11 protein-coding genes and 1 pseudogene are annotated in these 12,327 nt (G+C 68.1%); 9 read left to right on the top strand and 3 right to left on the bottom strand.

What is annotated here, in order from left to right:
• Positions 1 to 5: 5 nt before the first annotated feature.
• From R8G01_11755 to R8G01_11745, 3 genes and pseudogenes are all read right to left on the bottom strand, one after another.
• Entirely contained in the window at positions 6 to 746 is a 741-nt protein-coding gene (locus R8G01_11755; protein ID MDW3214668.1) for a FadR/GntR family transcriptional regulator, read from the bottom strand.
• Between the two features lie 123 nt (positions 747 to 869).
• Positions 870 to 1,544, bottom strand: a pseudogene (gene nfsA / locus R8G01_11750) (oxygen-insensitive NADPH nitroreductase).
• Between the two features lie 123 nt (positions 1,545 to 1,667).
• A complete protein-coding gene (locus tag R8G01_11745) occupies positions 1,668 to 3,305 on the bottom strand; it encodes an AMP-binding protein (GenBank protein MDW3214667.1) in 1,638 nt (545 codons plus the stop codon).
• Positions 3,306 to 3,456: 151 nt separating this feature from the next.
• Between R8G01_11745 and R8G01_11740 the strand changes: the two genes are divergently transcribed.
• The 9 genes from R8G01_11740 (at position 3,457) to R8G01_11700 (ending at position 12,325) form a co-directional block, all read left to right on the top strand.
• The gene (locus tag R8G01_11740; GenBank protein ID MDW3214666.1) at positions 3,457 to 4,248 is read left to right on the top strand and encodes a Rieske 2Fe-2S domain-containing protein; all 792 of its coding nucleotides are present in this window, start codon (positions 3,457 to 3,459) and stop codon (positions 4,246 to 4,248) included.
• Positions 4,194 to 4,445 (top strand): hypothetical protein, encoded by a 252-nt coding sequence (locus tag R8G01_11735; protein MDW3214665.1) that lies wholly within the window; start codon positions 4,194 to 4,196, stop codon positions 4,443 to 4,445. The genes R8G01_11740 and R8G01_11735 overlap by 55 nt, the downstream gene beginning before the upstream one ends.
• 197 nt (positions 4,446 to 4,642) lie before the next feature.
• The gene (locus tag R8G01_11730; GenBank protein ID MDW3214664.1) at positions 4,643 to 5,641 is read left to right on the top strand and encodes a TIM barrel protein; all 999 of its coding nucleotides are present in this window, start codon (positions 4,643 to 4,645) and stop codon (positions 5,639 to 5,641) included.
• Complete coding sequence (locus tag R8G01_11725) at positions 5,638 to 6,459, top strand: transketolase (GenBank protein ID MDW3214663.1); 822 nt, start codon at positions 5,638 to 5,640, stop codon at positions 6,457 to 6,459. Before R8G01_11730 ends, R8G01_11725 begins: the two co-directional genes overlap by 4 nt.
• Positions 6,456 to 7,424 (top strand): transketolase C-terminal domain-containing protein, encoded by a 969-nt coding sequence (locus R8G01_11720; GenBank protein ID MDW3214662.1) that lies wholly within the window; start codon positions 6,456 to 6,458, stop codon positions 7,422 to 7,424. The genes R8G01_11725 and R8G01_11720 overlap by 4 nt, the downstream gene beginning before the upstream one ends.
• A complete protein-coding gene (locus tag R8G01_11715; GenBank protein ID MDW3214661.1) occupies positions 7,421 to 8,980 on the top strand; it encodes an FGGY family carbohydrate kinase in 1,560 nt (519 codons plus the stop codon). The genes R8G01_11720 and R8G01_11715 overlap by 4 nt, the downstream gene beginning before the upstream one ends.
• Entirely contained in the window at positions 8,977 to 9,663 is a 687-nt protein-coding gene (locus R8G01_11710; GenBank protein ID MDW3214660.1) for a DUF2291 domain-containing protein, read from the top strand. The genes R8G01_11715 and R8G01_11710 overlap by 4 nt, the downstream gene beginning before the upstream one ends.
• The gene (locus tag R8G01_11705) at positions 9,660 to 11,237 is read left to right on the top strand and encodes a sugar ABC transporter ATP-binding protein (protein ID MDW3214659.1); all 1,578 of its coding nucleotides are present in this window, start codon (positions 9,660 to 9,662) and stop codon (positions 11,235 to 11,237) included. Before R8G01_11710 ends, R8G01_11705 begins: the two co-directional genes overlap by 4 nt.
• Positions 11,234 to 12,325 (top strand): ABC transporter permease, encoded by a 1,092-nt coding sequence (locus tag R8G01_11700; GenBank protein MDW3214658.1) that lies wholly within the window; start codon positions 11,234 to 11,236, stop codon positions 12,323 to 12,325. The genes R8G01_11705 and R8G01_11700 overlap by 4 nt, the downstream gene beginning before the upstream one ends.
• Positions 12,326 to 12,327: the final 2 nt, after the last annotated feature.

The following is a 12,327-nucleotide window of genomic DNA, read 5'->3' as shown; positions in this document are numbered from 1 at the left end:
CGCGCCTAGTTTCCGACCGCGCGCAGCAGGCGTTCGCCGGCGGTGGTCATGTGGGTGGACATCGCTGCAGCGGCGGCGTCTTCGTCTCGTCGCTCGATGGCCACGAGGACGGCCTCGTGTTCGTCGACCGCGAACCGGGCGTCGGCCGGGTCGCGTACGACTCGATCGGCCCAGACCCGCAGGAGCGCCCGCACGGTCTGCAGCAGGTCTTTGAGGACCGTGTTGCCGCTGGCGTCGGCGAGTTCGAGGTGGAACGCCATGTCGGCCTCGACGAACCCGTCGAGCGACGGGATCGTCTGCCTCATGGTTGCGACACACCGGCGGAGTCGCTCGATGTGGTCGGGGGTGGCCCGCTGCACGGCGAGCCGTGCAGCCTGGACCTCGAGCCCCTGGCGGATCTCGATCAGGTCGTGGGTGCGGTCGTCGCTCAGCATCAGCCCCCAGCTGAGTGTCTCGGGCAGGAGCTCGGAGGCGGTGCCGCGCAGATAGGTGCCCGAGCCGGGGCGGACGTTGACGATGCCGAGGATGTCGAGTGCGGCGAGCGCCTCACGGATCGCCGAGCGACCGACGCCGAGCGACGCGGCGAGTTGCCGCTCGGGTGGTAGGCGGGTGCCGGGTTCGATGTCGCCGCTCGTGACGTAGGCCAGGAGTCGACGAGCGACTTCGGAGACGACGGTGTCGGACGGCATCGCGCCGCCAAGGGCCGTCGTGATCTCTTCGACCGTCTTGTCGACCCGCGGCGTCACGCGGCCACTGTAGAACCGGGTCCGTCACGCGCGCAACCGGTTGACCAATTCTGTTGAAACGAATCAACCATCACGGCGGGTGGGTAATGGCGAGCCGCGACGCGCGGACGGCGTCGAGGTGGGTCAGCGCAGTTCGAAGCCGCGGCGGCGGAGGAACTCGCGCATGTGCGGCCGCCGTTCGCCGCCGACGAGCCCGGCGATCGCGTCGCTCCAGCTGGTGTCTTTCGAACCGCCGGTGCGGCCGCGGTAGTACCGACGCATGAGGTCGTCGTAGGCAGCGATGAGCTCCCGGTCGCCCGTGTCGTCGTAGACGCCGTCTCGCAGGACCAGATCGAGCGGCAGCCGCGGTTTGACGTCGGGATCCTGGCCGGGGTGACCGATGCACATGCCGAAGACCGGGTACACGTCGTCGGGCAGTCGGAGGAGGTCGGTGACCACCTGCGGGTCGTTCCGGATGCCTCCGATGTAGCAGATGCCGAGTCCGGTCGCCTCGGCGGCGACCACCGCGTTCTGGGCGGCCAGGGCGACGTCGACGGTGGCGATGATGAACTGCTCGGTCATGCCGGCGGCCATCGTCCCGCCCGCCATCTCGCACGCGATGCGGCTCCGGTGGAGGTCGGCGCACCACACCAGGAACACGGGCGCGTCCCGGACGTGGGCCTGCCCACCGGTGACCTCCGCGATGCGGGCCCGGTGCTCGGAGTCGCGCACGCGGATGACGGTGGTGGCCTGGAGGTTGCTCGAGGTCGCTGCGCAGAGCCCGGACTGCACGAGGTCGGCGACCACCTGATCGGGGACCGCCTTCGTCGGTGAAGGTCCGGATCGACCGGTGTGAGCGGAGGAGCGCGTGGAGGTCGTGGAGGTCGTGGAGGTCGTGGATGTCGTCGGTGTTCGTCATGGTGGGGTGCTGTCTCGCGTCGTTCAGGGTCGGCTCGCGGCGTGGGTCGCCCAGGCCTGGTAATCGACCTTGCCGTTGGCAGCGCGTTCGAGGCTGGCGACGGTGAACACCCGCTTGGGGGCCTTGTACGCGGCGAGGTGCGCCTTGACATGGGCGATGAGATCGGCCTCGTTCGCGTCGCCGGTCGGCTGCACCACGGCGTTCACGGCTTGGCCGAAACGGTCGTCGGGCACGCCGACCACCACGGCGTCGGCGACGGCGGGGTGTCGCTTCAGGACCTCTTCGACCTCCTCGGGGAAGATCTTCTCGCCGCCGCTGTTGATGCAGACCGAACCACGCCCGAGCAGGCTGATCGAGCCGTCGGCCTCGACGGTGGCGAAGTCGCCGGGCACCGAGTACCGCACGCCGTCGATCACGGGGAACGTCGCCGCCGACTTCTCGGGATCGCGGTAGTACCCGACCGGGGTTCGTCCGGTGAGCCCGACCCGACCGATCTCGCCCGAGCCCGGCTCGACGAGCCGTCCGTCGTCGGTGATGACGACCGCGTCGTCGCGTAGCCGGAAGCTGGCGGTCTTGGCCGCACGGTCACCGGTCGAGATCGACGACCCCATGCCGAGCGCCTCGGACGAGCCGTACGAGTCGACGAGCATCAGGCCGGGATGGTGATCGAGGAGCGCCTGTTTCGACTCGGCGCTCCACATCACGCCCGACGACACGATCAGGCGCAGTGAGGAGATGTCCCAGCGCCCGGGGTGCTCGTCGAGGGCAGCGAGGATCGGCTTGGCGAACACGTCGCCGACGATGATCGTGCTCTTGACGCGTTGCCGGTCGATGACGTCGAGGTACTCCTCGACGTCGAAACGGGTGCTCTCGAGCGTCACCGTCGCGCCGCCGAGTGCCATCGTGTTGAGCGAGCTGAGCAACCCGGTCCCGTGCATGAGCGGGCACGCCGGCAGTCCGATCGGGCCGGGCTTCCGGCACCGTGCCATCGCGGCGGGTGATCGTCCGGATTCGTCGAGGTCCGGGGTCTCGGGGAGCGCGTGGCGATTGCCCCGGTCGGTGACGAGGAACAGATCGTCCTGGCGCCACATGACCCCCTTGGGCATGCCGGTCGTGCCGCCGGTGTAGAGCAGCACGAGGTCGTCGCTACTGCGCCCGGCGGGTGCGGTCACCCGACCGGTCGTCGCAGTGGCGGCGGCGGTCTCGTACTCGGTGGCCCAGTCGGGGCACGACCCCTCACCGTCGTCGACCCACAGCCAGGTGTGGACGTCGGGGACGCGGTCCCTGATCCGTTCGATCGTCGACGTGAACGCGCCCTGGAAGACGACGGCGCCGGCGTCGGCGTTGTCCCAGACGTAGACCAACTCGTCGTCGACGTAGCGGTAGTTGGTGTTCACGTGCACGAGCGACGCCTTCGAGCACGCGAGGAACAGCTCGATGTACTCGGGCCGGTTGTAGAGGTAGAACGCGACCTTGTCCTGGTGGCCGGCTCCGGCATCGAGCAGGAATCGGGCGATGCCGTCCGCGCGCCGGTCGAACTCGGCCCAGGTGCGTGTCAGCGTGCCGTGGAGCAGCGCCGGAGCGTCGGGCAGTGCGGCGGCGACGGACTCGAAGACGTCGGCGAACGTCCAGCCGGGCACGGTGTCGGGGGTTCGGGTCATGGGGTCCAGTCCTGGGGGATCGGTCGGCCGGTTCGACGCGGCGTCGTCGGGTTCGCTCGGGTTTCCGACCGACGATGTCACGGGTGAGGACGGGTGTCATCATCGAGTGGTCGCCGATCGGCTCCCGAACGCCCCGAGTTGACCTCGTCAGATTGCAGGCAATACCGATCCGCATCGGTGCGCGTCGATGTTCCTCGGTCGCAACGAGGAGGGCGGCCTCCGGTGCGTGTACCACGGTTGGAAGTTCGACACCGAGGGCCGCGCGATCGAGATCCCCAACCTCCCGCCGGCGCAGGAGGAGGGCTTCAAGCAGACCGTCAAGGCCAAGAGCCACCGGGTCGAAGAGCGCAACGGATTGATCTGGGTGTACATGGGTCCGCGCGAAACGCCGCCGCCGCTCCCGATGCTCGAGGCCACGATGATGCCGATCGACGACATGCAACTCGCGTGGGCGCAACGTGACTGCAACTGGCTGCAATCACTCGAGGGCGACATCGACACGTCGCACTTCGGGTTCCTCCACGCCGGCCACCTCGACGGCAACGACTTCGCCGACGACGACCTGGTGCGGTACACGGTGGTCAATCGAGCCCCCGAGTACCACGCGATCGAGACCGACTGGGGCACGTCGTACGGTGCGCACCGCGAGACCAGCGCCGGTGAGACCTACTGGCGGGTGGCCAACTACCTGTTCCCGTTCTGGAGCCAGACGCCGGCCCCTCCGTTCGCCAACAACGTGCACGCCAGGGCGTGGGTGCCGATGGACGACGAACCCACGATGTGTGTGCACCTGGGATGGAAGGGGGCACGCGGGCCCGCAAGGCCAACGCCACCCGTCCCGACGGCACGCCGATCTTCGGCCTCAGCAACACCGGCCTCACCGAGAGCATGGGGGCGATCACCGATCACACGAAGGAACATCTCGTGCCGTCCGACCGGATGATCGTGCGGACACGACGGCGGATCCTGCACGCCGCACGGAACTTCGCCGAGACCGGGTTCGCCCCGGGTGTCGACGATCCCGACACCTTCGCCGACGTACGCAGTGGATTCTTCACGGCGCCGAAGGATGTCGACTGGCAGGACGCCTACCGCGAGCAGTCCGCTGCTGCCAACCGACCGGTGCCGGCCGACGCGTGACACCTCGGTAACCCCGGCGCCCGCTCGATCGCCGGACGGCCCAGGAACCCCCCGGTTCCTGGGCCGTTTGCGCGCCCGGGCGCGTGTTCGGACGAGACGCATCAACACTGAATATTTATTCAGTGTTGACTGACTATTCGTCACCTGCTTCGATATCCATCAGACCGTTCGAGGGGGACGGCTGAGGGGGACTTTCGATGACAAGCAACGACCAGCCGATGGCGTTCGGCGCGGGCCTCTGGCTCTTCGGACAGTTCGTCGACCGGTACGCCACCGATGCGTACGGTGACGAGGTCAGCACGCTCGAGGCGATCGTGGCCGCGAGCAAGGTGCGCGGCCTGACGCATCTCGACATCAACTATCCGTTCACGTCGCCCGACATCTCGGCCGCCGACGTCCGCCGGGTGCTCGACGAACACGGTATGCGCGCCATCGCGGTGACGCCGGCGATCTACTCGCGCCGCTTCGCCAAGGGCAGCTTCACCCATCCCGACGTCGCGGTGCGTCGGGAGGCGATCGACCTGTGCAAACAGGCGGTCGACGTCGCGGGCGAGCTCGACGCCGACTACGTCAAGTTCTGGCCCGGCCAGGACGGCCACGACTACCCGTTCCAGGTCGACCACATGCAGGTGTGGGACCACGAGGTCGAGGGCATCGGCGCCGTCGTCCGGAGTGCGCCGGACACCCAGTTCGCGATCGAGTACAAACTCAAGGAGCCGCGCCTCCACATGACGCTGTCGACGGGGGCGAAGACGCTCCTCGCGATCGATGACATCGGCTGCGACAACCTGGGCATCGTCATGGACTTCGGGCACTCTCTGTTCGCCAAGGAGTCGCCGTCGGAGATGCTGCAGCTGATCCATCGCCGAGGCCGCCTCGTGAGCGTCGAGATCAACGACAACCTCCTCGAGTGGGATGACGATCTCGTCGTCGGCAGCGTGCACCCGATCGACACGCTCGAGTTCCTGAACACCGTGCGCAAGATCGGTTGGGATCAGCCGATCCTGCTCGACCAGTTCCCGTTCCGCGAAGACCCCGTCGGAGCCGCGCAACTCAGCATCGACGTGATCGAGGCGATGTCGGCCAAACTCGATCAACTCGATCTCGATGCCCTGCGTCAGGCGCAGGACCGTCACGATGCGCTCGCCACGCAGCGTCAGATCCTCGGTTCGCTCCTCGATCTGAGGCGCTCGTGACCGAGATCGTGTCGCTGAGCGAACGAGCGCGCCGCATCCGCGAGTCCGACCTGCGGATGATCTACGCCGCGGGTCTCGGCCACGTCGGCAGTGACTTCTCCGCCATCGACGTGCTGACCGCGTTGTACTTCGACACGCTTCGGATCGACCCCGATGCGCCGGAGGATCCCGACCGCGACCGCTTCGTGCTGAGCAAGGGGCACTCGGCCGGGGCGCTGTACGTGACGCTGGCCGAGGCGGGCTTCATCCCGCACGAGTTGCTGGAGACCTTCGCGCAACCCGAGTCGACGCTGAACGGACACCCGAACCGGCTCAAGGTGCCGGGCGTCGAGGCCAGCACCGGCCCGCTCGGCCACGGCCTGCCGGTCGCGGTGGGGATGGCGATCGCGGCGAAGCTGCGCGGCGCCTCGTGGCGCACGTTCGCGCTCTGTGGCGACGGCGAACTCCAGGAGGGCAGCATGTGGGAGGCGGCCATGGCGGCGTCGCAGTTCGAACTCGATCACCTCACGTTGATCGTCGACCGCAACGGTCTCCAGCAGGGAGCACCGACCGAGGTCACCATGCGCCTCGACCCGCTCGCCGAACGGTTCGCCTCGTTCGGATGGATGGTGCACGAGGTCGACGGCCATGACCACCCGGCGCTTGCCGCAGCGTTCGCCGCGACGCCGTACGCGGACGGGCGCCCCAACTGCGTGATCGCCCGGACCGAGAAGGGACACGGGGTCAGCTTCATGACCGACAACGTCGCCTGGCACCATCGTGTGCCGACCGCCGACGAGTACGAGATCGCCCTGCACGAGTTGGGGGCCACCGCGTGACCGCAGCGGCCGACGAGGTCTTCACCGACGCACCGCGATTCGACTGCCGCGATTCGATCGCGGCCACGATGATCGAGCTGGCCGAGGCCGACGAGCGCGTCTGCGCGGTCGCGAACGACTCGGTCGGGTCATCGAAGCTGGGCGGATTCGGTGAACGCTTTCCCGACCGGCTGATCAACGTCGGCATCGCCGAGCAGAACATGGTGGGGATCGCCGCCGGGCTGGCGAACGGCGGCATGATGCCGTACGTCTTCGGCGCCTCGTGCTTCGTCACGGGTCGGGCGCTCGAACAGATCAAGGTCGACCTCGCGTACTCGGCGGCGAACGTCACCGTCGTCGGGGTGTCGAGCGGCATGGCGTACGGCGAGCTCGGGCCCACCCACCACTCGATCGAGGACCTCGCCTGGCTCCGGGCGATCTTCGGGCTGAACGTGGTCGTCCCTGCCGATCCGATCGAGACCGCTCAGGCGCTACGGCGCGCACATGACAGCGATGGGCCGTGCTTCATCCGGACGAGCCGGATCCCGGTACCTCGGGTCAATCCGTCCGACGCCGCCTTCGAGGTCGGTCGGGCGATCCGCCTCCGTGATGGTGGCGACGTGACGATCATCGCGAACGGTGTGGTCGTCGAGCGGGCGGTCGCCGCGGCCGGACTGCTCGCCACCGACGGCATCGAGTCGCGAGTCCTGAACCTCGCCTGGCTCAGCCCCTTCGACCACGAGGCCGTGCTCGACGCGGCACGGACAACGGGCGCCATCGTCACGGTCGAAGAGGCGTCGGTCCGCGGCGGCCTCGGTGGCGCGGTCGCCGAGTGCGTCGTCGCCGGTCACCCGGTGCCAGTGCGGTCGCTCGGCGTCACTCGGTTCGCCCCGACGGGTTCGGCGCCGTGGCTGCTCGACCATTTCGGGCTCGACGCGCTCGGGATCGCCGAAGCGGCTCGGCAACTGATCGCGGGGCGGTCATGACCGCGATGCCCGAGCGGGAGATCATCCTCTGCCTCGACCAGGGCACGACCAACACCAAGGCGATCGCACTCGACCGCACCGGCAGCGTCGTGGCCGAGGCGACCGAGCACGCCGGACTGTCGTTCCCGCGGCCCGGTTGGGTCGAGTCCGACGCCGCCGAGATCTGGCGGGCGACCGCGTCGGCCGCGCAGCGGTGCCTCATCGCGCTCGAACGCCCGCATCTCGTCGCGGTCGCCGTTGCCAACCAACGTGAATCGGCGGTGATCTGGGATCGATCGACGGGTGAGCCGCTCGGTCCCGTCGTCAGCTGGCAGTGCGGTCGATCCCAACCGCTGTGCGAACGGCTCGCCGCGTCCGGATCCGGTGAGCGCATCCGTCGGCTCAGCGGGCTGTCGCTCTCCCCGATGTTCGCCGCCGGCAAGATGGCGTGGTTGCTCGACCAGGTGCCCGACGGTCGCGGGCGCGCGGCGGCCGGCGAGATCTGTCTCGGGACGGTCGACTCGTGGATCCTCTGGAACCTGACCGGAGGACGGGTCCATGCGACCGACCTGACCAACGCCTCGCGCACGCAGCTCCTCGATCTGGCGACGTTGCAGTGGTCCGACGAGCTGCTCGAAATGTTCTCGATCGCACGCGCCGCGCTGCCCGAGGTCTTCGCTTCAGCGGCGGAGTTCGGCGCCGGCGCGATCGCCGAGCTGAGCGGAGTGCCCGTCTGCGCGGTGGCCGGTGACTCGCACGCGTCGCTCGTCGCACACGGCGCACTGCGACCCGGCAGCGTCAAGGCGACGTTCGGCACCGGCACCTCCGTCCTCGCTCCCGTGGCCGACGATCGGGAGGTCGCGGGGCTCTCCCGGGCGATCGGCTGGTCCCGCCGGACCGCCGACGGTGTCGAAGCGATCCGGGCGCTCGAAGGCAACATCTACGCAACCGGGGCAGCGCTCGACTGCGTCGCCGGCCTGACGGGCACGACCGACGACTTCGCGAGGTTCGAACGCGAGGCGACCGCAGATCGTGGGGCGGCAGCCGGCGTCTACTTCGTCCCGGCCCTGTCGGGCCTCGGTGCGCCGCACTGGGACGCCACGGCGACGGGAACCATCGTCGGCCTCACCCGCGGCTCGGTCGCCGGCGATCTCGCTCGAGCAGCCTACGAATCGATCGCCTTCCAAGTGCGCGACGTGCTCGACGCTCTGCCGCCGTCCTCGGCGGGCCGACGACTCCACGTCGATGGCGGAGCGATGCGGAGTGACCTGCTCGCCTCGCTCGTCGCCGACGTCACCGGCATGGTCGTGGTCCGGCCGACCACCACCGATCTCAGCGCCGTGGGTGTCGGGTACCTCGCCGGGCACCAGATCGGATGGTGGCCGTCGCTGGACGACGTCGACCGACTGCGGCCGGCGGTCACCGAGTTCCGGCCGGCGCCGGATCGCGACTGGGAGCTCGCTCACGCACGCTGGGGCGAGGCGGTCGAACGGTCGCGCGGCTGGAACACGAACGAGGTGCCGGTCGGGGCCGACTCGCCCGACGCCCACCTCCATGCAACGGGAGCGAACTCATGAAGCACCAGGGTCGCTGGATCGCCGGTATCGCCGCCGTGGCGTTCGTGGCGGCGTTGCCGTCGGCGCTCGTGATCGTCGACGAGGGTGAGCTCTCGGCCCAGCAGCAATCGGAGGCGTTCGATCCCGTCGTGTACGTCGACGACATCTGGGAGTCATCGCTGCTGCCGACGATCGACGACGAGGCCCAGGAGTTGGCGACCGTGCTCGACGCGATCGAGGTCGATGCCGGCGGCAACGGCGACAAGGCGCAACTCGTCCAGGTCACCGAGGAGTACGGCACGATCACGGTCGGCGAGGCGCACGTCTACCTCGTGCGGGGTACGGGAACGGTGACCGAGGTCAGCGACCGCGGATTCGCAACGATCGCACTCGACGGCTACGACGGGCCGACCGACGTCGTGATCTACGCCGGGACGAGAATCCCATCCGACGAGACGTCGGTGCGAGACGGCGTCGGCTCCATCGACTTCGGCGACTTCAAGACGCAGACCGAGTACGGACAGGTCGCGAGCGAGATCAACAAGCGGATCGTGCGTGACGTGCTGAACCCGTTGGCCGACACCGACCTGACCGGCCGGCAGATCTCGTTCATGGGTGCGTTGGCGATCCGCACCTTCAACCTCGTCCAGATCGACCTGTCGTCGATCCGCATCGTGCCCGTCCGGATCGAGATGGCGGGATGACGATGAACACGGACATCGACGTCGCTGCCGACGAGGTGCACGACGAGGTCGTGCTGAGCTGTGAGCAGATCGCCAAGGTGTTCCCCGGCACGGTGGCGTTGCGCGACGTCGACTTCCGGGTGCGTCGCGGCAAGGTGAACGTGCTCGTCGGCGAGAACGGCGCCGGCAAATCCACGCTGATGAAGATCGTCGCCGGCGTCCAGGGGCCGACGAGCGGGCAACTGCTGATGGACGGCGAGCCGATCGAGCTGCACTCCACACGTGATGCCGAAGATCACGGGATCGGCATCGTGTACCAGGAACTCAACCTGTGCGCGAACCTGACCGTTGCCGACAACATCTATCTCGGTCGGGAGATCACCCGTCGTGGTGGCATCGACCGGTCGGCGCAACGCGACGGCGCCCGCGAGATCATCCAGCGGCTCGGTCACGACATCGACCCCGACATGTTGGTCGGCGACCTGCGGATCGGCCAGCAGCAGGTGGTCGAGATCGCCAAGGCACTCACCCACGAGGTGCGGGTGCTGATCATGGACGAACCGACGTCGGCGCTCAGCGCGGCCGAGGTCGAAGAGCTGTTCGGCGTGATCCGCGACCTCACGACGGCCGGTGTGGCGATCGTCTACATCTCACATCGGCTCGAAGAACTGATCGAGATCGGCGACTACATCACGGTGCTGCGCGACGGACAACTCGTCGACGAGTCGAAGATCGATGCGGTCGACGTTCCGTGGATCATCCGGAAGATGGTCGGCAAGGACCCGGCGGAACTGTTCGAAGGCCACGGCGGCGAGGTCGGTGAGGAGCGCCTGCGGGTCGAGGACCTCTGTCTGATCCGCAACGGCGGCTACGTCGTCGATCATGTCTCGTTCAGCGTCCACGCCGGTGAGGTCGTCGGGATCTACGGGCTGATGGGCGCCGGCCGATCGGAGCTGTTCGAGTGCCTCGCCGGCCGCCATCGCGACGCGACCGGCGACGTCTACCTGTCGGGCGAGTTGCTCGAGTCGTCCACGGTGCTCGATCGCATCAAGGCCGGCATCATCCTCGCACCGGAGGATCGGCAGCGAGACGGTTTGGTGCAGCCACTGTCGGTCGCCGACAACATGGTGCTCGCCTCACTCGAGGATCACCTGGGTGACGTCGTGCCGGCACTCCGGACGTCGAGCCAGCGCGAGGCGGTGGCCGAGCAGATCGCCAGTCTCGGGATCAGGGTGGCGTCGCCCAACCAGCTCATCACGTCGCTCAGCGGCGGCAATCAGCAGAAGGTCGTGCTCGCGAAGGCGTTGCTCACCTCGCCGCGGGTGCTCCTGCTCGACGAGCCGAGTCGGGGCATCGACGTCAACGCCAAGGCCGAGATCTTCGCCTTGATGGCGAAGATGGCGTCCGAAGGATTCGGCGTCGTCTTCGTGTCGTCGGAACTCAAAGAGGTCCTGGCGATGTCCGACCGGATTCTCGTGATGAGCAAGGGCCGACTGACCGCGACCCTCCACCGCAGTGAAGCGACCGAGGAAGCCCTCGTCGCCGCATCCGCCGCCGGGCACCGGCCCACCGACAAAGGGGAGACGATTCGATGACCACGCCAACCTCGGCGCACGCGGATCCGGCGGTGCTGACACCGCCGGGCCGCAAGTTCACCAGGACCGACGTGCAGGAACTGCTGCTCAAGGCGCGAGCGTTCATCGTGCTGATCGTCGTCGTGGTCGTGTTCAGCATCATCGTGCCGAACTTCGTCAACGCCGCGAACTTCGAGATCATCGGCAAGCACGTGGCGATCAACGCGATCCTCGGCATCGGGATGACGTTCGTGATCCTGACCGGCGGCATCGACCTGTCGGTCGGCTCGATCGTCGGCTTCACCGCCATGGTCGCCGGCATGTTGATCAACGAAGGGATCGCGTTGCCGTTCTCGAGTTCGGTCGCCTATCCGTCGATCTGGCTGGTGATCGTGCTGTCGCTCGCTGCGGGGTCGCTGATGGGAGCGGTCAACGGGCTCCTGATCACGAGACTCAACGTCGCGCCCTTCATCGCGACGCTCGGCATGCTCTACATGGCGCGCGGTCTGGCGCTCCTGATCAACGACGGCAACACGTTCCCGAACCTCGTCGGGCGTCCGGAACTCGGCAACGAAGGCTTCGCCGAACTCGGGTCGGGTGAGTTGCTCGGCATCAACTGGTCGATCTGGATCATGGTCGTGCTCGGTCTGCTGGCGGCGTTCGTCGCGACCCGCACCCCGTTCGGCAAGCGCGTGTTCGCGATCGGCGGCAACGAGCGGGTCGCCGAACTCTCCGGCATCAAGGTCAAGCGCGTCAAGACGTCGGTCTACATGATCAGCGGATTCTGCTCCGCGATCGTCGGCTTGATCGTGGCCTCCCAGCTCGTCGCAGCGCACCCGGCCACCGGCCAGTTCTTCGAACTCAACGCGATCGCAGCCGTGGTGCTCGGCGGCACCGCCCTCGCCGGCGGGCGCGGCGGCGTGCTCGGGACGGTGATCGGTGCGTTCGTCATCGGTGTGCTCGGCGACGGCCTGATCATGAAGGGCGTCAGTTCGTTCTGGCAGCAGGTGATCAAGGGCCTCGTGATCGTGCTGGCCGTGGTCATCGATCAGGCGCAGGCCCGCATGCAGGAGCGCCTGGCCCTCCAACGACAGCAAGAACTCGCATGACC

The organism is Ilumatobacteraceae bacterium (assembly GCA_033344875.1).
Taxonomy (GTDB): domain Bacteria; phylum Actinomycetota; class Acidimicrobiia; order Acidimicrobiales; family Ilumatobacteraceae; genus Ilumatobacter.
This window is presented reverse-complemented; position numbering and strand designations above follow the sequence as displayed.

Bases quoted from the DNA above. Each gene is read 5' to 3' on its own strand.
- R8G01_11735 (MDW3214665.1), top strand. From the start codon at position 4,194: ATGGGGGCGATCACCGATCACACGAAGGAACATCTCGTGCCGTCCGAC.
- R8G01_11745 (MDW3214667.1), bottom strand. From the start codon at position 3,305: ATGACCCGAACCCCCGACACCGTGCCCGGCTGGACGTTCGCCGACGTC.
- R8G01_11715 (MDW3214661.1), top strand. From the start codon at position 7,421: ATGACCGCGATGCCCGAGCGGGAGATCATCCTCTGCCTCGACCAGGGC.
- R8G01_11700 (MDW3214658.1), top strand. From the start codon at position 11,234: ATGACCACGCCAACCTCGGCGCACGCGGATCCGGCGGTGCTGACACCG.
- R8G01_11730 (MDW3214664.1), top strand. From the start codon at position 4,643: ATGACAAGCAACGACCAGCCGATGGCGTTCGGCGCGGGCCTCTGGCTC.
- R8G01_11710 (MDW3214660.1), top strand. From the start codon at position 8,977: ATGAAGCACCAGGGTCGCTGGATCGCCGGTATCGCCGCCGTGGCGTTC.
- R8G01_11705 (MDW3214659.1), top strand. From the start codon at position 9,660: ATGACGATGAACACGGACATCGACGTCGCTGCCGACGAGGTGCACGAC.